Raw genomic sequence first — 19,082 nt, 5'->3', positions numbered from 1 at the left:
TCGGAGCGCGGCCGGATGGCCGTCGTGGCCGCGCCTGGCACCCGAGGCTTCCCGACGCCCGCCATCCCTGGCGGGTGTTTTCGTGGTGCCGGGCGGTGGACGTCGGGCACGCGTTACATTAGGTTAACGCTCGACCTCTATCGCGGGACCCAACGATGTCACTGATCACCCCCAGGCGCGCCGTCGCCATCGCGCTCGTTACCAGCCTGACGCTCTCCCTCGCCGGCTGCGGCACGCTGTTCTATCCCGAACGCAAGGGCCAACTGCCCGGGCGCATCGATCCCGGCGTGGCGATCGCCGACGGCATCGGGCTGTTGTTCTTCATCGTGCCCGGGGTGATCGCCTATGCCGTCGACTTCTCCAACAACACCATCTACCTGCCCAGCGAGGCGGGCGCGGGTGTCGATGCCACCCACCTCGACGGTCCCGTCGATTCGGCCCGGGTCGATGCGCTACTGGCCTCGCGCGGGCTGCCCCGCGGCTGGCAGGAGGAGGTGGTGCGGGTCGAACGGCCGCGTGACCTGGGTCAGGCGCTGGCCTGGATCGAGTCGTCACGGGTCGATCTCGCCGCGCGCTGAGCCTCGGCGGCGGGACCCGCTCGCCGCGCTGGCGGTGTCGAGCTCAAGCTCTGCTAAGCTCTCAGGCAGGGGCGCGGCGGCGCCCTGACGCCGCCACCGCCACGATGTGGGGTGGCGGGTAGTCGCCAACCGGGCTGGCCGCCGCGCTCGACGCCGTTTTGAGAGAGAGCGCATGCGCACCTTCGAGTGTCACTGCTGTCAGCCGCCGAGTCGGCTCTTCTTCGACAATACCCGCTGTACCGTGTGCCATGCCGAGGTCGGCTGGTGTCCGGTGTGCCGTAGCGTGACTGCGCTGATCCCGCAGGGGGCGGATTATCGCTGCGCCAACCCCGTGTGCGGTGTGACCCTGGTCAAGTGCTTCAACAATGCCCACCACGGCGTCTGCAACCGCCTTCTGACACCGTGGGAAGCGGCCCGCTACCAAGGCCTGTGCGACTGCTGTCGCCACAACACGGTCATTCCCGACCTCTCCATCGATGGTCACCGCGAGCGCTGGGCGGCGCTGGAAGCGGCCAAGCGGCGGCTGTTCTACACCCTGGATCTGATGGGTCTGCCGCATCCGGCACCGCAGGACGCGTCAGCGCTGCCGCTGCGCTTCGCCTTCATGGCCGATGCCCTGCCGGACCAGGGGCAATGGCGCGCCACCGACAGTGGCGAGACGGTGTATACCGGGCACGCAGAAGGGTTGATCACGATCAACCTCAAGGAGGCCGACGACGTCGAGCGCGAGCGCCTGCGGATCGATCTCGATGAACCCCAGCGCACCCTGATCGGTCACTTCCGCCATGAGATCGGCCACTACTACTGGGATCTGCTGATCAAGGGACGCGAGGAGGCGGCGAGTCGGGCGGTGTTCGGCGATCACGACACGCCCACCTATGCCGAGGCGCTGGCGCGCTACTATGCCGAGGGCCCTGCCGCCAACTGGTCCGAGCGCTATGTATCGGCCTACGCCACCATGCACCCGTGGGAGGATTTCGCCGAGACTTTCTCGCTCTACGAGGACATCGTCTCGGTGCTGGATACCGCCGGCGATCTGGGGCTGCCCCGGGTGGCACCGGACAGTGGTATCGATGCCATGATTCTGGTCTTCCAGCGGGTCGGCGTCGGGCTCAACGAGCTCAACCGGGAAATGGGGTTGCTCGACGTGGTACCGGTGATCATCACGCCGGCGATCCGCGACAAGCTGGCCTATGTCCATGACCTGGTGACCCGCGCAGCGGCCACGCCGCCGCGCGGGTGAGGGTGGCGCTCAATCGTCGTCGTCGCCGAGGGTACGTTCCTGGGCGCTGGCAGTCTTGACCGGACGCACCACGAAGTAGGCGCCAGCGATCGCTTCATGCAGGTTGTTGAAACCGATCTGGAACTCGTCGATGAGCTGGTGCAGCTGCTCCGGGGCGCGAGCCAGGGTCTGGACGTCGGCCTCGGCGACCTCGGCGCGCACCAGCGTCGCCACCGCCAGCGGCCGGTCGTGGTTGGGCAGGGTCTGCAACTCCCAACTGACCTCCTCGAGGCTGCGCAGCACCGAGCGCGGCAGATCGTGATCCTGGAGCAGGAAGCGCAGCACATCGGGCCCGCGCACCCGCAGTCTCACCGCCTGGCGGTACATCTGGTAGGCGGTGAGCGACTTGAGCACGCTCATCCACTGCAGGTGCTCGAACGGGATCAGCTCTTCCGGGCTGCGTGGCAGCAGGTTGTCCGAGCGGACGTCAAGGATGCGCGTGGTCATGTCGGCGCGCTCCAGGTGCCGTCCCAGCGAGAGGAAGGTGCGCGCCTCGGTGTGGCTCAGGGTGCCTTCGATCAGCCCTGTCAGGGTCTGGCAGGCGCGTACCACGCTCTTGAGGAAGGGGTCGCGATGGCGCGGTTTCAGCCCGGTCTGAGTCTGCTCCTGAATCTCCAGATAGCACTGGTTGAGCTCCTCCCAGATCTCCCTCGGTACCACGTCACGGGTGGTGCGCAGATTTTCACGGGCATTGGCCAGCGAGGAGAGGATCGAGCCGGAGTGCTCCCGCGACAGGCACAGGAAGTCGATCACGTTGCGCTCGCTGCGCTCGGTGTAGAGCGCATCGAAGGTCTCTTCGCTGCCGGTGATGTCGATCAGGGTCGACCAGCTCAGCGCGGCGCGTGCCGGCATGTCCAGCAGCAGGTTGCTGTTGACGCTGATCAGTCGCGCGGTGTCCTCCGCGCGTTCGACGTAACGGGCCATCCAGTACAGGTTTTCGGCGACGCGTGACAGCATGGCTCAATCCTCCTCGGTGTCGACGATCCAGGTGTCCTTGCTGCCCCCGCCCTGGGAGGAGTTGACCACCAGCGAATCCTTGACCAGCGCCACCCGGGTCAGTCCGCCCATGGTGACATGGGTCTCCGGTCCCGAGAGGATGAACGGACGTAGATCGACGTGGCGCGGCTCGGGAGCGCCGTCGAACAGGGTCGGTGTGGTAGACAGCGCCAGCGTCGGCTGCGCCATGTAGTTGCGTGGGTCGGCCTCGATGCGCTCGGCGAAGGCGGCGCGTTCTGCCGCGGTCGCGCGTGGGCCGATCAGCATGCCGTAGCCGCCGGACTCGTTGGCCGGCTTGACCACCAGCTCGTCGAGGTGGTCGAGCACGTAGCGGCGGTCGTCGTCGAACATGCACAGGTAGCTGGGCACGTTGGGTAGCGTCGCCTCCTGGTCGAGGTAGTAGCGAATCAGCTTGGGCACGAACGCGTAGACCACCTTGTCGTCGGCGACGCCGGCACCGGGGGCATTGGCCAGTGCCACCTTGCCGGCACGCCAGGCCCGCATCAGTCCCGGCGTGCCGAGCATCGAGTCGGGGTGAAAGGCTTCCGGGTCGAGGAACAGATCGTCGATACGACGATAGATCACGTCGACCCGCTTGAGCCCATCGACGGTGTGCATGTAGACCACGTCATCGTCGTCGACGATCAGGTCGGAGCCCTGGACCAGCTCCACCCCCATCTGCTGCGCCAGGTAGGCGTGCTCGTAGTAGGCGGAGTTGTAGATGCCAGGCGTCAGCACCACGATCTGGGGCTCGTCGCCGGGACGCGGCGAGAGGCTGGCTAGGGTGTCGTAGAGCTGCGCCGGGTAGTCATCCACCGGCAGGATGCGCCCGGTCTGGAACAGCTCCGGCAGCACGCGCTTGGTCACGTTGCGGTTCTCGAGCATGTAGGAGACGCCGGAGGGGACACGCAGGTTGTCCTCGAGGACGTAGACCGTGCCGTCGCCGTCACGCACCAGATCGGAACCGCAGATGTGGGCCCAGATGCCATGGGGCGGATCGATGCCGCGGCACTGGGGGCGGAAATTGACTGACTGGGCCAGGATCTCACCGGGCAGGATGCCGTCCTTGATCACCTTCTGATCGTGGTAGAGGTCATCGATGAACAGGTTGAGAGCGTCGACGCGCTGTTTCAGGCCCGCCTCGATGCCGCGCCATTCGCTGGCGGGGATGATTCGCGGGACGATGTCGAACGGCCAGGCGCGGTCGATGGTGCTGCCTTCGGAGTAGACGGTGAAGGTGATCCCCATGGTGCGGATCGCCACCTCGGCGGCCAGCTTGCGCTCGTTGAGTTCGCTCGGGGTGAAGCTCTGCAGCATGTCGCACAGCGGCGCCGCGGCTGGCCGTGGTGCACCCCCGGCGGCGATCAGTTCGTCGTAGAAGTCTCTGCCGGGGTACTGCTGCCAATCCACATTGCCCATCGCTCAAGCTCCTGCCGGCGAATCGGTCTGGCCGGTCGTCGTGTTGTTGTGTCGTCGTCTCAGCATAGTGAGCGCTGGACCAAACTGTCACCTGTGATGTGCGGCGGCGGCCGCTGAGCTGTCGTGCCACCGTGGGCCGGGGGCGGCGTGCAGCGCCTTGGTGACAGTAGGGCGGTTGACCGGGCTGCAGGGAATGCGCCGGCGGCCGATAAGGCGATCAGAGGTGACGCCGGCAGGTGGTGGGATTAAGCTGGCGCCAGTGCATGCGGCGGTAGTTGACGCGCATCACCGTCGGCCTGGTGTAGCGGGCCGACGTCCCACGTGAGACTGGTCGGGCCGCCCCCGGGTGGTTCGCATGGTCCGGCAGGAGGCCGGACTCGACGCTGGCCGGATGTGCCCGAGCAAAGGTAGCAAGGCAGCGATGGCTGAGATCGATACCCTCACCAGGCCCTGGCTGGGCGACTATGAGACAGAGTCGGGCTTTGATCTGTTGGTGACCTCACGCGGTTCGCTGCGGCGCCGCTGGCAGCCGCTGCTGACGGCGCTGGAACGTCTCGATCCTGACACCCTGGCCCAGCGGGTCGAGGAGATTCAGCGCCTGCTGCACGAGAACGGCGTCACCTACGGGCGCTCGGCCGATGACCCCGAGAGCTTGCGCCAGTGGCGGCTCGACCCGCTACCGCTGGTGATCACGCCGACCGAGTGGCAGGGCCTGGAAGGCGCGCTACTCCAGCGTATGCGCCTGCTCGACGCGCTGTTGGCAGATATCTATGGCCCCCGGCGCATGCTCGAGGAGGGCGTGTTGCCCGCCGATGCGCTGTTCGCCAATCCGGGGTTTCTGCTCGCCTGCGACCGTCTCTACGGCAAGCGCGGGCCGGCGCTGTCACTGCTGGCGGTGGATCTGAGCCGCGACAGCGAGGGTCGCTGGTGCGTGCTCGCCGATCATCTGCAGACACCGACCGGCATGGGCTTCGCGCTGGAGAATCGGATTGCCATGGCGCGCGCCTTCCCCGGTGTCTATCGCAACGCCCCGCTGCGTCGCCTGGCGGGCTTCCTCGAGCGTCAGCACCACGCCCTCGGCGCACTCTCGCCGCTGACGCTGGACCAGCCGCGGATCGCGCTGCTGGCGCCGGGCTCGGCACACGCCAGCCATTTCGAACACGCCTACCTGGCCAACTATCTCAACCTGGCGCTGGTCGAGGGGAGCGACCTGGTGGTGCGCGATGCGCGGGTATGGATGCGCACCCTGGGCGGGCTGGAGCCGGTGGACGTGCTGCTCAAGCAGATCGGCGACGCCTGGAGCGATCCGCTGGAGCTGGAGGCCGACTCGCTGATCGGCGTGCCCGGGCTGCTGGCGGCGATCCGTGGCGGCGGTGTCGGAGTGGCCAACCCACCGGGTGTCGGCGTGCTCGAGAACCCGCTGATCGCGGCCTATCTGCCGCGTCTGTGCGAGCGCCTGCTGGGCGAGCCGTTGGCGATGGCGGGGCCCGAGTCGCACTGGTGTGGCGAGACGGCGGGGCTGGCCTGGGCGCTCGCCGACTTCGAGCGTCTGCGCTTTCAGCGCGTCGACGCCGGCCACGCGATCAGCGAACCCAAAACATTATCGCCGGCAGCGCGAGCGGCACTGCGCGAGGCGCTGGTGGCGAACCCCGAGCACTATGTGGCGTCGCGTCCGCTGGAGGGCGCCACGGCGCCGTTCATGACTCATGTCGGCGGTTCGCTGACGCCGGCGACCTTCAATCTGCGCTGCTTCGTGCAGGCGCGCTATGACGACCACCGCCATCCGGCGGGTTTCGAAGCGATGCCGGGCGGGGTGGCGTGGCAGGGGCTGCCCGGGGCGGAGATGGCGACGAGCCAGTGCGTCAAGGACGTGTGGGTCAGCGCGACCTCGCCGCAGCCCCACGTCAGCCGCCTGCGGCGTGCATCGCAGCCGTTCGTGGTCACCCGGGACGGCGCCGATCTGCCCAGCCGGGTGGCCGAGAGCCTGTTCTGGCTGGGGCGCTACGGCGAGCGCCTGGATGGCCACGCGCGGCTGCTGCGCGAAGCGATCTATCGCCTGATGGAACAGGATCAGGAGAGCCTCGCCGACCCGGCTCTGGACGATCTGCTCCGGCTGCTGGGTCTCGAGCGGGGACTGGTCGATCCTGTCCAGAGCCGCTTCCAGCACGACCGCGAGCAGCTCCTGTCGCTATTCAAGGAGAGCCATCCAGAGGCGCTGCCCAACCTGCTGGCGCGGCTGGTGGCCAATGGCCGGGCGGTGCGCGACCATCTCGGCGACGACGCCTGGCGGGTATTCAACCAGTTGCATCAGGAGGGGGTGCGCCTGCCGCAGGCGGGCATCCATGAAGGACGGCGCGCGGTGGAAGCGCTGATCACCCAGTCGGCGGCGTTCTTCGGCTTCTGTAACGAGACCATGCCGCACCATTACGGCTGGCGTTTTCTCGACATCGGGCGCTTCATCGAGCGCGCCATGCTGACCTTGCGACTGCTGCGGGTGGCGCTGATCGAGGCCCCCCAGGCCGCGCCGGAGGCCGACGGTGCCCCACTGGCCGGCGATGGCCTATGGGAAGTGGTGCTGGCGACCACCGACAACGCGAGCGCCTACCGTCGGCGCTATCGTAGCGAGCTCTATCCGGCGGCGATTCTCGATCTGCTGCTGTTCGATGAGGGCAATCCGCGCTCGATCGGCTATATGTTCAAACGCCTGGAGCGTCAGATCGCGCATCTGCCCCAGCCGCAGGATACGCCCTATCGCAGCGACGAGGCGCGGCTATTGATTCGCGCGCGCGCCGCGCTGCATCTGGCGGATCTCGACGCATTGGCCGAGAGTGCTCTGCTGCCGCAGGCGAGGCAGGCCCTGTCGATCCTGCTGGATGCACTGGCCGAGCCGCTGGCGGCGCTGTCCCAGGCGATCGAGCACAGCCACTTCAGCCATGCCGAGGCACCACGTCAGCTGATTCCGATGCAGGCGCCCTGAGGGCACGACGCCGCGCACACTGCCTGGAGAAGCGTCTCATGGCGTCTGGATCTTGGGTTGTCTAGCTCTTGGGTTGTCTAGAGAGGAGCCGCGGGTGTCGCTAGAGAGAGAAACGGACTTCATGCGCTATCGCGTCAGCCACAGTACCCGCTACGACTATGCCGCGCCGGTCTCGCTGTGCCACAACGAGGCGCGCCTGACGCCGCGGCGCTTGACCTGGCAGCTCCCCGAGCCGACCCGCTTGACGGTGACGCCGGTGCCGGCCGTGCTGCAGACGCGGCGCGATGTGTTCGGCAACGAGGTCAACTACTTCAGTGTTCAAGAGATACATCAGAGCCTGAAGGTGACCGCCGAGACCTGCCTTTCCACTGGCCCGCGGCCACAGCCACCTGCGGTCGGTGCCTGGGAAGCGGTACGTGCGACCAGCCGCGAGCGGGTGGCGTGTCGGCCCTACCAGCTCGATTCGCCATTCGTTGCCCGCCACGCGGCGCTGCGCGATTTCGCTGCCATCAGCTTCACACCGGGGCGGCCACTGCTCGAGGCGGCCGCCGAACTCAATCAGCGTATCTTCGAAGGCTTCCTCTACGATCCCGGCTACACCACGCTGGCGACACCGGTGCTCGATGTGCTCGAGGCGCGCCGCGGCGTGTGCCAGGACTTCGCTCATCTGATGGTCGGCTGTCTGCGCTCGCTGGGGCTCGCCGCGCGCTATGTCAGCGGCTATCTCGAAACGCGACCGCCGCCGGGTCAGCCGCGGCTGGTGGGTGCGGACGCCTCCCACGCCTGGAGCGCGCTCTATCTGCCGAGCTGGGGCTGGCTGGAGTTCGATCCGACCAACGGCACACTGCCCGGCGAGCGGCATCTGATCACCGGCTGGGGCCGCGACTACGGCGACGTGCCGCCGCTGAAAGGGGTGATGAGCGGCGGTGGCTCGCATGCGCTGGAGGTGGCGGTGGACGTGGAGCCGCTGGCCGTCGACCCCGCCTAGGATCGTGAGTGGCGGCCAAAGCCGGCGACTCCCAGTGCCAGCATCCCTGCGACCAGCCCCCAGAAGGCGGCGCCGATGCCGAACAGGCTCACGCCGGAACCGGTGACCAGAAAGGTGATCAGGGCCGGCTCACGCTGGGCCTCCTCGCGCAGTGCCCGGTGCAGGCTGGTGGCGATGGTCGGCAGCAGCGCCAGGCCTGCCAGGGCCACGACCAGTTCCCGCGGCAGGGCGTCGAACAGACTGCCGATCGAGCCGCCGCACACCGCCGCGAGCAGATAGAACAGCCCCGCCCAGACCGCGGCCGGGTAGCGTCGCGCCGGATCGGCGTGGACATCGCTGCCCATGCAGATCGCCGCGGTGATGGCGGCGAGGCATACACTGAAGGCCCCGAAGGGCGCCAGCAGCAGCGTGGCCAGGCCGGTCCAGATCATCAGCGGCGAGATCGGGGTGTCATAGCCTGCGGCGCGCAGCGTGGCGACGCCGGGAGCGTTCTGCGAGGCCATGCTGACCACGAACAGGGGCAGGCCGATGCCGAGCAGGCTGGCAAGGCTGAAATGGGGCATGATCGGCAGCGGCAGCGCGAACGACCAGCGCGCCGCCTCGGTATCGATCTTGCCCAGTGCGGCGGCACATCCGAGACCCAGCACCAGCACCAGCAGGATGGCGTAGCGGGGCAGCCAGCGCTTGGCGATCAGGTAGGTCGCCAGCATCACCAGTACCAGGGTGAACTCGTGGCCCAGCGAGACGAACGCATCGAGGCCGAAGCGCAGTAGCACGCCTGCCAGCATCGCCGCCGCGATCGACTGCGGAATCACCCGCATCAGCCGCGCGAACCAGCCGGTGATGCCGCAGATCAGCACCAGCAGGGCGCAGAACATGAAGACCCCGATCGCTTCGTTGAGCGAGCTGCCGGGCAGACTCACCGCGAGTAGCGCGGCCCCGGGTGTCGACCAGGCGGTGAGAATCGGCTGCCGATAGCGCAGCGAAAGTCCGATCGAGGTCATGCCCATCGCCAGACCCAGGGCGCTCAGCCAGGCCCCGATCTGACCCGGCGAGGCACCCGCGGCGGCGGCGGCCTGGAAGATGATGATCGCGGAGCTGCTATAGCCGACAAGCACGGCGACGAAACCGGCGGTGACGTGGGCGGGGCTGCTGTCGCGCCAGAAGGTTGAGTTGGGCATGGCGAAGATCTCGAAAATGATCCGTGCGTTATAACGCACGGATCTCGCGGAGGCAATGTGCGCTATAACGCACATTGCCTCTGGCGCGCGTATTGCGGAAGATAGTCGTGCAAACCGCCATGTGACGGAAGAGGAGTTGCCATGGAAGCCGATCTCGCGGCGCTGGGTCAGCGACTCAAGGCGCGTCGCCAGGCTTGCCGGATGAGCCTGGATGGCGTCTCCCGGGAGACCGGTGTGAGCAAGGCGATGCTGGGGCAGATCGAACGCGGAGAGTCGGTCCCCACGGTCGCCACGCTATGGAAGATCGCCAGTGGCTTGCGCGTGCCCATGAGCTACTTTCTGGCGCCGGGGCTGACCCCGGCCAGCCGATCATCGACCCCCTGGCATCACGATGCTTCAGGCATGACCGTGCTGCCGCTGTTTGCCTTTGATCCCGGTCTGGGGTTCGAGATGTTCGTCATCGATCTTCCTCAGGGCACGTTCAGCGAGTCGCCGGCCCATGCGCCGGGGATCGTCGAGCACGTGGTGGTGATCGAGGGCGCGATGGAGCTGGCGATCGAGGGGCAGTGGCACCGTCTGGAAACCGGCGATGCCATGCGCTTCGCCGCCGACCGACCCCATGCCTATCGCAATCTCGATGCGGCTAGGGCGCGAATCCACGATCTGATCCACTATCCGGCGGGCATGTGAGCGTTGCCAGGTGCGTCTCCTTCAATGCCTCGGGGCGGTACTTGGCGAGCAGTGCCCAGACGATCGCTGCGCTCTCTGCGTCGGGTTCGCCACGGTAGTCAGAGGGCCGAAAGTGCATCTGGAAGGCGCGCAAGACCGCCTGGGTCCGCGTATCTTGCGCGCCGCTGGCGGGCAGCGCATAACCGTAGGCGCCGAGCGCGCGCTGCAACTGCGTGAGCGTCGGCGGGCAACGGGCGAAACGTTGTCGATAGCGGGTGACGCTGGCGGCATCCGGCCAGGCACCGATGCCGGCGGCATGGAGACGCTGCCAAGGAAAGGCCGGACCCGGGTCGATCTTGCGCTCGGGGGCGATATCGGCGTGGCCGACGATCGCCGTGGGCGGCAGCCGATAGCGTCGGACGATATCACCGACGAGTGCGATGACCGCCGCAATCTGCGCTTCGGAGTAGGGCTCCCAGTCACCTGACGAGGCGTCATGGCTCGGGCCTCGGTTGACGATCTCGATACCGATCGATGAGTCGTTGAGCTGAGTGCGGTCCTCCCAGGCACTGACGCCGGCGTGCCAGGCGCGTTTCTCCTCATCGACCAACTGCCACACCAGCGGTTCGCCACCACGCTGGTCGGGTGTGCGCGCCACCACATAGTGGGCGCTTACCTTGGGGCCCATCAGCGTGCGCAGTGCGCGTGGCGCCTCGGAGTCGGTGTAGTGCAGCACCACATAGCGCACGCGCTCGTTGAACGCGCTCGACTGCTGGCGGCGATCGGCGACATAGCCGTCGCGCTGCGCCAGGCCGGATCCGGCACAGCCGGCGATGACAGTGAGTAACGTGACGAGAATCAACAGTCGCCAGGCGCGTGCGGTCGGAGTCTTACATCCCAGATATATCACGGTGTGTCATTTCCAAGCCTAGAAGTTACCAGGGACAGCTCCCGGATTGCCGACGTCTGGCAGTATCGGCCATGAGCCGCTTCAGCGCGTGGCAGGCGTTAGCATAGCGGCCTCGGCAACGCTCTGCGCCACGCACGGCGCCTATTTTGCCAGCGGCAAAAGAATACGTACCAAACGGTCCGTTTGATCGATTCAGCCGGTATCAGAAAGTTCATTATACGACGTGCCCGGAGTTGGGTTATCCCGCGGCGCGGCGGGTATCCAAGAAACGCCTTATTAACCACTGGTAAGCAAAAAAAATATCATTGCAAAAGGGTTGCATATTACGATTTTAGCGCAATAATGTGAGGGCCAATCAATCTGCAACGGAACTCAGAATGTCTCTTCTCAGTGACTACGTCAAAAAGGAACAGCTCCTTAAGCAGTTAGAAGAAGAGCTGAAACGTATGGAAGGCGACCAGCGCCTCAAGGCCGAGCTCGAATTCAAGGAGAAGCTCGAGGCCCTGATGGCGGAGTATGGTAAGTCCGCCTCCGACGTTATCGAACTGCTTAGCCCGCGTCCCAGCAGCGCTGCTGCTGCCAATTCGCAACCTGCCAGCGCCGGTGGCCGTCGCAAACGCAAGCTCAAGATCTACAAGAACCCCAATACGGGGGAAGTGGTCGAGACGCGTGGCGGTAACCATAAAACGCTGAAAGCGTGGAAGGAAGAGCACGGCGGCGACACCGTGGAATCCTGGGTCGTGCGTACCGAAGAGTGATCCGATTCGGGTCTCGGCGAGAGGTGTAGGGGCCAGACGGCATCCTGACACAGCTCTGGTCGAGCCCGAGCAGATCGCTTCAGAAAGAGCGTCTACCCTCAAGGGTGGGCGCTCTTTGTTGTTCAGTCCATGAATATCATCGTGACTTTCCGGGACCTTGTCGCATACTTGTCGGCCAGCACGCGCGGTGAGTAGCCCGCATTTAGGGCGTCTACGCGGTAGATGATTTCGTGCCGGAATTCCGCTATGCTCTTCGACGACCAGCTGAAAGCCTGTTGGGGTCCGCTTGCGACCCTGTCGAGAATGGTTCGCCCGATCGTCACAGGCGTACTCCTGCTCAGGTCATTCACCCTAACTGCCTACACCTGACGGTGTCCGGCCATTGCAGCCAACGATCGTTACTCTATGCCACGCCAACACATGAACGAACGCGATAAACTCCGTAAGTTCCGAGAATTGGATGATGCTTTTGCGCAGGCGCTACGTGAGCTCGACGGTGGTTCACGTCAGGCCTCCGCGTCCCCCGTCGACGAACGCCCGCAGTTCGAAGAGCGTCTCCGCGCGCTGATGTCGGAATATGCGCTGAGTCAGCAGTGCGTGCTCGATATGCTGACGACGCTGACCCGGTTGAAACACCTTTCTTGAATCCCGGTTGGGCTGTTTTTAAGCTTCATGCGCGTTGTCCCTTGCTGTTTCCGCCCGGCAACGTAGCGTTGCGTTATGTGAAAACGCAGCGTTGCGTTATGTAAAACCTGGATCATGAAATAGTTTATCGAAGACCGCGTTTGCGATTATCACGAGTTAAAGTGTTTCGCGACGCCAAGTGGCGTTTTATCACCTTAAACCGCACTTTTAAGCATGCCTGCGCCTGTGGCGCCAGCATGCGCAACGCCTTGCTCAGTGGTCTGTCGCCAGACATCGTCAAGTCACCGCGGGCAGGCGGAAGCTTGCGCTTTTGCGCTTCTCGGAGCGCGCCACGCAGGCCAAAACCCTTTACCATTGGCACCAGCTATCCTGCGCTCGGTCATCGTCGCGGTAGGGGTATCGCGGCGCGCGGGCGCTCTCATTCGAAGTCGAAGGAACCGCAATGCGAATCACGATTTTCGGCACGGGCTACGTTGGCCTGGTCACGGGGGCCTGTCTGGCAGATGCAGGTCACGAAGTCATGTGCATGGATATCGATGAACACAAGGTCGCGCGGCTCAAGCGTGGCGAGATTCCGATCTACGAACCCGGGCTGGAGGCGCTGGTCACCGAGAACGTGACCCATGGGCGGCTGACCTTCACCACCGATGCGCGGGAAGCGGTGGCGTTCGGGACCCTGCAGTTCATTGCCGTGGGCACGCCGCCCGACGAGGACGGCAGTGCCGATCTGCAGTACGTGCTCGCCGTGGCGCGCTCGATTGGCGAGCATATGGATGCCTACAAGGTGGTGGTCGATAAATCCACCGTGCCCGTGGGCACCGCTGACCGTGTGCACGAGGCGATCGCCGAGACCCTCGCCGGGCGTGGCGTCGAGCTGCCATTCGATGTCTGTTCCAACCCTGAGTTCCTCAAGGAGGGGGCGGCGATCGAGGACTTCACCCACGGTGCGCGTATCGTGGTGGGGACGGACGCCGAACGCGTCAAGACGCTCATGCGCGAGTGCTACGCGCCCTATAACCGGCGCGCCGAGAAGCTGATGTTCATGGACGTGCGTAGCGCCGAGCTGACCAAGTATGCGGCCAACGCCATGCTGGCGACGAAGATCAGCTTCATGAACGAGATCGCCAATCTCGCCGAGCGCCTCGGTGCGGATGTCGAGAACGTACGCCGGGGGATCGGCAGCGACCCGCGTATCGGCTATCACTTTATTTATCCAGGTTGTGGCTACGGCGGCTCCTGCTTCCCCAAGGACGTTCAGGCGCTGTCGCGTACGGCGGCACAGATCGGCTATCCGGCCCAACTGCTGGATGCGGTGGAAGCGGTCAACGAGCGTCAGAAGGCCACGCTCTTCGCCAAGCTGGAACAGGCGTTCGATGGTGACCTGGTGGGCAAGGTGGTGGCGATCTGGGGGCTGGCGTTCAAGCCCAACACCGACGACATGCGCGAAGCGCCGAGCCGGGCGCTGATGGAGGCGCTGTGGGCCGCCGGCGCCAGGGTGCGCGCCTTCGACCCCGAAGCGATGGAGGAGTGTGCCCGGCTCTACGGTGAGCGTGACGACCTGACCCTGGTCGACGCCCGAGACGAGGCCGTGGTGGGGGCCGATGCGCTGGTCATCTGCACCGAGTGGAAGTCGTTCCGCACGGTCGATTTCGCTCAGCTCAAGCAGGAACTCGCCACGCCGGTGATCGTCGACGGCCGCAATCTGTTCGATCCGGCGGCGGTACGCGACGCTGGCTTGCTCTACTTTGCCGTGGGGCGCGGCGACTCGCTCGACCGGGACGCGCCGCGCGCGCGCTGAAACCAGTCCGCCGCGGCTGGCGGGCCGCGGCGCCCTCGGTATCAGGCCCGGGTTGGCCTGACAGATCACCGACCGTTCGTGTATCGACCCAGTGAGGACGCCAGCGCATGTTGATTCCCGTGGTGCTCGCCGGCGGTGCCGGCACCCGGCTTTGGCCGATGTCGCGAGCGAGCTTTCCCAAACAGTTCCTGCCGGTGGTCGGGCCGCGCAGCATGCTGCTCGAGACCCTGGATCGCTTTGCTGGCATCGAGCCCGCCGATCCCATCGTGGTGTGCCAGGAGGCGCATCGCTTCGTGGTCGCCGAGCAGCTGCGCGGGGCCGGCTGGCGTGCGGAGATCCTGCTCGAGCCGGCGCCGCGCAATACCGCGCCGGCAATTGCCCTGGCCGCGCTGCAGGCGATGGTGCGCGATCCCGACGCCATGCTGCTGGTACTGCCGGCGGATCATGCCATCCGTGACCCCGAAGCGTTGCGTGCGGCGCTGGGGCCGGCTCAGGCGGCGGCCCGCCAGGGACGGCTGGTGACCTTCGGGGTGACGCCGACCCGCGCCGAGACCGGCTACGGCTATATCGAAGCGAGTGAGCCGCCGAGTGAACAATTCGCGGTGCCGATCCAGCGCTTCGTCGAGAAGCCCGATGCCGCGACCGCGGAAACCTACCTCGCCAGCGGGCGCTATCTGTGGAACAGCGGCATGTTCCTGATGCGCGCCGACCGCTACCTGGAAGAGCTGGGCGCACATCGCCCGGACATGCTCGACGCGGTGACCGCCGCCTGGGAGGCGCGTCAGTCGGACCTCGATTTCCTGCGCGTGGCACCGGCCCCCTTCGCCGCTTGCGAAGCCGAGTCGGTGGACTTCGCGGTGATGGAGAATACCGCCGAGGGCTGCGTGGTGGCGCTCGACGCTGGCTGGTCCGATGTCGGTTCGTGGCAGGCGCTGTGGGAGATCGCCGACAAGGATGCCGCGGGCAATGCGCTCAGTGGCGACGTCATCACCGAGGATGTTCACGGCAGTCTGATCCATGCCGAAAGCCGCCTGGTCACGGCGGTGGGGGTCGATGACCTGCTGATCGTGGAGACCTCGGATGCGGTGCTGGTGACCCATCGCGAGCAGGCCCAGGAGGTCAAGCGGATCGCCGCGGCGCTCAAGCGCGACAACCGCAGCGAGTGGGATCTCCACCGTCGTGTACATCGCCCCTGGGGTAGCTACGATGGCGTGCATCGCGCCGCGCGCTATCAGGTCAAGCATATCTGCGTGGCGCCGGGTGGGCGCCTTTCGCTGCAGCAGCACTTCCACCGTGCCGAGCACTGGGTGGTGGTGTGCGGTACCGCACGGGTGACCAGCGGGGACGACACCTTCCTGCTGACCGAGAACCAGTCCACCTATATCCCGCTGGGGATGGTGCACCGGCTCGAGAACCCGGGCAAGATCCCGCTCGAACTGATCGAGATCCAGAGTGGCAGCTATCTGGGCGAGGACGATATCGAGCGCTTCGACGACGTCTATCGACGCGACTGAGCGCCCACCTCGGGAGTCTCTGCTTCGGGGTTCTTCGCCACGGGAGTACTTGCCTCAGCGGCACGCGACTGACGCTGTCCCAAGGTATCGGCGCGCTCGCCCGCCGTGGTCAGGTGGTCGACCATCTCACGCGCGATCAGTGGCAGCGAGTCGTAGTCACGCATCCCGATCACCAGCTCGCGCTCGGCCCAGGTATCGCTCAGCGGGACCGTTGCCAGCGACAGGCTGCCGCGGTAGGCCGAGACCGCGCGCGCCGGCAGAATGCCCACCCCCATGCCGCGATCGATCATGCGGCAGATGCCCTCGAAACTGCGCACCTGAATGCGCATGCGCAGCGCGCGCTTCAAGCGCTGGGCATCCTGCTGCAACAGACTGTGCAGCGAGGAGTCCTGCTCCAGTCCGATGAAGTCGTAATCCAGCGTCTCGGCAAAGGCGATACTGTCGCGTCCTGCCAGCGGGTGGTCGCTGGCGGTCACCAGCGCCAGCCGGTCGCGGCGATAGGCGCGGGTCTGCAGCTCGGCGGCGGGGATATGCGCCGAGAAGATGCCGATATCGGTGAGCCCTTCACGCACGGCAGCGATGATTTCGTGGCTCAGGCGCTCCTGCATGTCGATGCGGATCTGCGGGTAGCGCCAGGTGAAGTCGCTCAGATCCTCGGGCAGGAACTCGATCACCGCCGAGGTGTTGGCGTGCATGCGCACGTGCCCGCGGACCCCCACGCTGTATTCGCTCAGATCCGCGGTCAGATGGTCGAGGCTATCCAGCATATGCCGCGCGTGGTGCAACAGCGCATGGCCCGCCGGGGTCAACTCGACGCCGCGCGGTCGGCGGTAGAGCAGGGTGGTCGAGAGCTGGGTCTCGAGGTCGCTGATGCGCTTGCTCACCGCTGCCAGCGCCAGGTGCTCGCGCGCCGCCGCCCGGGTCAGGCTATGCGAGTCGGCAATGGCGATGAACAGGCGCAGGGTGGTGAAATCGAGTCGCTTCATGATTGAGCTGCAGGCTGACGAAGGGGCCCCAGAGCCTAACCCAGCATTCGTCTTTGGCGAAGCCTTGCTTGACGATTGCCCAATTGTCGGCGCCGTCGGGCTACGCCATGCTGCCTGGCATCGGCGGCCGGCGCGCGCCACGCGGTATGGCGCCCGCGCCTGCCGCTGCCAACCATGGGAGAAGGCGATGTCGGCAAACGACGGTGCCCAGGCGCTGGCCGGGCTCAAGGTGATCGAACTGGGACAGCTGATCGCGGGGCCCTTCGCCAGCAAGCTGCTGGGTGAATTCGGCGCCGACGTGATCAAGATCGAGCCGCCCGGTACGGGGGACCCGTTGCGCAAATGGCGCGTGCTCAAGGATGGCACTTCGCTGTGGTGGCACGTGCAGACCCGTAACAAGCGCTCGCTGGCGCTGGATCTACGCACGGCGGAGGGGCAGTCGGTGGTGCGCCGGCTGGTGGCAGAAGCGGACATCGTGGTCGAGAACTTCCGCCCCGGTACCCTGGAGCAGTGGGATCTGGGCTGGGAAGCGCTGAGCGAGCTCAATCCGCGGCTGATCATGGTGCGCATCTCCGGCTACGGCCAGACCGGCCCCTACCGTGATCGCCCGGGCTTCGGCGTGATCGGCGAAGCCATGGGCGGCCTGCGCTATCTCTCTGGCCATCCTGACCAGCCTTCGGTGCGGGTCGGCATCAGCATCGGCGACTCGCTGTCGGCGCTCTACGGCGTGATCGGCGCGCTGCTGGCACTGCAGGAGCGCCAGCGCAGCGGCCGCGGACAGTATATCGATGTCGCCCTCTACGAGTCGGTCTTCGCCATGATGGAGAGCCTGCTGCCCGAGTACGACGCCGCCGGTGTGGTGCGTGAGCCTGCCGGCAGTGCGCTGCCCGGCATCACCCCCTCCAACGCCTACCGCTGCGCCGGCGGCGAGTACGTGCTGATCGCCGGCAACGGTGACAGTATTTTCAAGCGGCTGATGCAGGCGATCGGTCGTGCCGATCTGGCCGAGGATCCGCGTTTCGCCCATAACGATGGCCGCAGCCAGCATGCCGACCTGATCGATGGTGCGATCGAGGCGTGGACCCGTCTGCGTGCCCGCGATCAGGTCCTGGACACCCTCGAGAGCGCCCATGTGCCGGTGGGCTATCCCTATACCGCTGAAGATATCGTCGCCGATCCCCACTATCTGGCCCGCGAGATGATCGAGAGCGTGCGCCTGGCCGATGGCGACGAGCTCAAGGTACCCGGGGTGCTGCCCAAGCTGAGCCGTACCCCGGGGCGTATCCACGGCGGCGGCCCGGCGCTGGGCCAGCACACCCAGGACGTGCTCGATGAACTCGGTATCGACCGCGAGACCCAGGCCAAGATGCGCGAGCGGGGGGTGATCTGATGTCTCGAAACACCTTGACGGGGGCGGCCTCTGGCGGCATGCCGCGGGGCAGTGAGCGGGTGACGCTCAACGAGGTGGCGCCGCGCGATGGCCTGCAGATCGAGCCCCGGTTCGTGCCCACGGCGGAGAAGATCCGCTGGATCGATGCGCTCTCGCGCACTGGTGTGGCCAAGATCGAGGCGACCTCCTTCACTTCGCCCAAAGCGATCCCCACGCTGCGCGACGCCGAGGCGGTGATGCAGGGGATCGAGCGCGTCCCCGGGGTCGATTACGTGGTGCTGGTGCCCAACGAGAAGGGCGCCGAGCGTGCCCTGGCGGTGGGTGTCGACGAGATCAATCTGGTGCTCTCCGCCAGCGATAGCCACGGCCGCGCCAATCTGCGCATGAGCGCCGAGCAGTCGCTTTCGCGCTTTGCCGGCATTCTCGAGATCACCCGCGGCAGCGGGGTCCATGTCAACGCCTCGATCTCTACCGCCTTTGGCTGTCCGTTCGAGGGCGCGGTACCGCAGCGGCGGGTGATGGAGATCATCGAGCGCCTGCTGGCGCTGGGCGTTCAGGGGATCAGTCTGTGCGACACCACCGGCATGGCCAATCCGCAGCAGGTCGCGACCCTGTGCGGCGAGGTTCTGGCGCGCTGGCCCTGGCTGCCGCTGACGCTACACGTGCACGATACCCGCGGGATGGGACTGGTCAATGCCTTCAGTGCCTGGCAGCAGGGAGTGACGCGCTTCGATGCCGCCCTAGGCGGGCTGGGCGGCTGCCCCTTCGCCCCGGGCGCCAGCGGCAATGTCTGCACCGAGGATCTGGCCCACATGTTCGCCCAGATGGGCGTGGAGACCGGGGTCGACCTCGCGCGCTTGCTGGCGGTGGCCGAGCAGCTGCCGGCGCTGGTCGGTCATGCGGTGCCGGGCCAGGTGGTCAAGGCCGGTAGCGCCGAGCGGCGCTATCCGCTGCCCACGGGCAGCGGATAGCGAGTAGCGCCGACGGCGCG

At 66.3% G+C, this 19,082-nt stretch carries 16 protein-coding genes; 11 read left to right on the top strand and 5 right to left on the bottom strand.

Annotated elements, in window-relative coordinates:
* Positions 1-155: 155 nt before the first annotated feature.
* Positions 156-578: a hypothetical protein gene (locus DOM66_RS18410; protein ID WP_110676447.1), complete on the top strand. Its 423-nt coding sequence runs from the start codon at positions 156-158 to the stop codon at positions 576-578.
* Between the two features lie 172 nt (positions 579-750).
* Positions 751-1,821, top strand: a complete 1,071-nt coding sequence (locus tag DOM66_RS18405) for a zinc-binding metallopeptidase family protein (RefSeq protein WP_110691143.1) — start codon at positions 751-753, stop codon at positions 1,819-1,821.
* A gap of 9 nt (positions 1,822-1,830) precedes the next feature.
* Here the strand turns inward: DOM66_RS18405 and DOM66_RS18400 are convergent, their stop codons facing one another.
* Together DOM66_RS18400 and DOM66_RS18395 are read right to left on the bottom strand one after the other, a co-directional pair.
* Positions 1,831-2,817 (bottom strand): alpha-E domain-containing protein, encoded by a 987-nt coding sequence (locus DOM66_RS18400; RefSeq protein ID WP_110676443.1) that lies wholly within the window; start codon positions 2,815-2,817, stop codon positions 1,831-1,833.
* A 3-nt stretch (positions 2,818-2,820) separates the two neighbouring features.
* On the bottom strand, positions 2,821-4,275 hold the full coding sequence (locus DOM66_RS18395) for a circularly permuted type 2 ATP-grasp protein (protein ID WP_110676441.1): 1,455 nt from the start codon (positions 4,273-4,275) through the stop codon (positions 2,821-2,823).
* A 421-nt stretch (positions 4,276-4,696) separates the two neighbouring features.
* Here DOM66_RS18395 and DOM66_RS18390 point away from each other — a divergent pair, with 421 nt between their 5' ends.
* Together DOM66_RS18390 and DOM66_RS18385 are read left to right on the top strand one after the other, a co-directional pair.
* Positions 4,697-7,252 (top strand): circularly permuted type 2 ATP-grasp protein, encoded by a 2,556-nt coding sequence (locus tag DOM66_RS18390; protein WP_157959102.1) that lies wholly within the window; start codon positions 4,697-4,699, stop codon positions 7,250-7,252.
* A gap of 94 nt (positions 7,253-7,346) precedes the next feature.
* The gene (locus DOM66_RS18385) at positions 7,347-8,240 is read left to right on the top strand and encodes a transglutaminase family protein (RefSeq protein WP_342588217.1); all 894 of its coding nucleotides are present in this window, start codon (positions 7,347-7,349) and stop codon (positions 8,238-8,240) included.
* Here the strand turns inward: DOM66_RS18385 and DOM66_RS18380 are convergent.
* A complete protein-coding gene (locus DOM66_RS18380) occupies positions 8,237-9,421 on the bottom strand; it encodes a benzoate/H(+) symporter BenE family transporter (RefSeq protein ID WP_110691184.1) in 1,185 nt (394 codons plus the stop codon). The genes DOM66_RS18385 and DOM66_RS18380 overlap by 4 nt on opposite strands.
* A gap of 141 nt (positions 9,422-9,562) precedes the next feature.
* On the opposite strand from DOM66_RS18380, the gene DOM66_RS18375 reads away from it, so the two are divergent.
* The gene (locus DOM66_RS18375; RefSeq protein ID WP_110691140.1) at positions 9,563-10,111 is read left to right on the top strand and encodes a helix-turn-helix domain-containing protein; all 549 of its coding nucleotides are present in this window, start codon (positions 9,563-9,565) and stop codon (positions 10,109-10,111) included.
* Here DOM66_RS18375 and DOM66_RS18370 read toward each other — a convergent pair.
* The gene (locus DOM66_RS18370) at positions 10,065-10,952 is read right to left on the bottom strand and encodes an N-acetylmuramoyl-L-alanine amidase (RefSeq protein WP_245392488.1); all 888 of its coding nucleotides are present in this window, start codon (positions 10,950-10,952) and stop codon (positions 10,065-10,067) included. The genes DOM66_RS18375 and DOM66_RS18370 overlap by 47 nt on opposite strands.
* Before the next feature lie 425 nt (positions 10,953-11,377).
* Between DOM66_RS18370 and DOM66_RS18365 the strand changes: the two genes are divergently transcribed.
* The 4 genes from DOM66_RS18365 (at position 11,378) to DOM66_RS18345 (ending at position 15,715) form a co-directional block, all read left to right on the top strand.
* A complete protein-coding gene (locus tag DOM66_RS18365; protein ID WP_110691139.1) occupies positions 11,378-11,758 on the top strand; it encodes a histone-like nucleoid-structuring protein, MvaT/MvaU family in 381 nt (126 codons plus the stop codon).
* A gap of 420 nt (positions 11,759-12,178) precedes the next feature.
* Positions 12,179-12,403, top strand: a complete 225-nt coding sequence (locus DOM66_RS18355) for a hypothetical protein (protein WP_110676429.1) — start codon at positions 12,179-12,181, stop codon at positions 12,401-12,403.
* Between the two features lie 442 nt (positions 12,404-12,845).
* The gene (locus DOM66_RS18350) at positions 12,846-14,201 is read left to right on the top strand and encodes a UDP-glucose dehydrogenase family protein (RefSeq protein ID WP_110691138.1); all 1,356 of its coding nucleotides are present in this window, start codon (positions 12,846-12,848) and stop codon (positions 14,199-14,201) included.
* 107 nt (positions 14,202-14,308) lie between these two features.
* Positions 14,309-15,715, top strand: a complete 1,407-nt coding sequence (locus tag DOM66_RS18345) for a mannose-1-phosphate guanylyltransferase/mannose-6-phosphate isomerase (RefSeq protein ID WP_110691137.1) — start codon at positions 14,309-14,311, stop codon at positions 15,713-15,715.
* On the opposite strand, the gene DOM66_RS18340 is transcribed toward DOM66_RS18345, so the two are convergent.
* A complete protein-coding gene (locus DOM66_RS18340) occupies positions 15,700-16,701 on the bottom strand; it encodes a LysR family transcriptional regulator (RefSeq protein WP_110676423.1) in 1,002 nt (333 codons plus the stop codon). The genes DOM66_RS18345 and DOM66_RS18340 overlap by 16 nt on opposite strands.
* Before the next feature lie 187 nt (positions 16,702-16,888).
* Here DOM66_RS18340 and DOM66_RS18335 point away from each other — a divergent pair, with 187 nt between their 5' ends.
* Positions 16,889-18,091, top strand: a complete 1,203-nt coding sequence (locus tag DOM66_RS18335) for a CaiB/BaiF CoA transferase family protein (RefSeq protein WP_110691136.1) — start codon at positions 16,889-16,891, stop codon at positions 18,089-18,091.
* Positions 18,091-19,062: a hydroxymethylglutaryl-CoA lyase gene (locus tag DOM66_RS18330; protein WP_245392487.1), complete on the top strand. Its 972-nt coding sequence runs from the start codon at positions 18,091-18,093 to the stop codon at positions 19,060-19,062. The genes DOM66_RS18335 and DOM66_RS18330 overlap by 1 nt, the downstream gene beginning before the upstream one ends.
* Positions 19,063-19,082: the final 20 nt, after the last annotated feature.

It is taken from the genome of Salinicola endophyticus, assembly GCF_003206575.1.
In the GTDB taxonomy this organism is placed as follows: Bacteria; Pseudomonadota; Gammaproteobacteria; order Pseudomonadales; family Halomonadaceae; genus Salinicola; species Salinicola endophyticus.
This window is presented reverse-complemented; position numbering and strand designations above follow the sequence as displayed.

Coding starts and splice junctions, on each gene's coding strand:
- DOM66_RS18410 (WP_110676447.1), top strand. CDS start 156: ATGTCACTGATCACCCCCAGGCGCGCCGTCGCCATCGCGCTCGTTACC.
- DOM66_RS18405 (WP_110691143.1), top strand. CDS start 751: ATGCGCACCTTCGAGTGTCACTGCTGTCAGCCGCCGAGTCGGCTCTTC.
- DOM66_RS18400 (WP_110676443.1), bottom strand. CDS start 2,817: ATGCTGTCACGCGTCGCCGAAAACCTGTACTGGATGGCCCGTTACGTC.
- DOM66_RS18395 (WP_110676441.1), bottom strand. CDS start 4,275: ATGGGCAATGTGGATTGGCAGCAGTACCCCGGCAGAGACTTCTACGAC.
- DOM66_RS18390 (WP_157959102.1), top strand. CDS start 4,697: ATGGCTGAGATCGATACCCTCACCAGGCCCTGGCTGGGCGACTATGAG.
- DOM66_RS18380 (WP_110691184.1), bottom strand. CDS start 9,421: ATGCCCAACTCAACCTTCTGGCGCGACAGCAGCCCCGCCCACGTCACC.
- DOM66_RS18375 (WP_110691140.1), top strand. CDS start 9,563: ATGGAAGCCGATCTCGCGGCGCTGGGTCAGCGACTCAAGGCGCGTCGC.
- DOM66_RS18365 (WP_110691139.1), top strand. CDS start 11,378: ATGTCTCTTCTCAGTGACTACGTCAAAAAGGAACAGCTCCTTAAGCAG.
- DOM66_RS18355 (WP_110676429.1), top strand. CDS start 12,179: ATGAACGAACGCGATAAACTCCGTAAGTTCCGAGAATTGGATGATGCT.
- DOM66_RS18350 (WP_110691138.1), top strand. CDS start 12,846: ATGCGAATCACGATTTTCGGCACGGGCTACGTTGGCCTGGTCACGGGG.
- DOM66_RS18345 (WP_110691137.1), top strand. CDS start 14,309: ATGTTGATTCCCGTGGTGCTCGCCGGCGGTGCCGGCACCCGGCTTTGG.
- DOM66_RS18340 (WP_110676423.1), bottom strand. CDS start 16,701: ATGAAGCGACTCGATTTCACCACCCTGCGCCTGTTCATCGCCATTGCC.
- DOM66_RS18335 (WP_110691136.1), top strand. CDS start 16,889: ATGTCGGCAAACGACGGTGCCCAGGCGCTGGCCGGGCTCAAGGTGATC.
- DOM66_RS18330 (WP_245392487.1), top strand. CDS start 18,091: ATGTCTCGAAACACCTTGACGGGGGCGGCCTCTGGCGGCATGCCGCGG.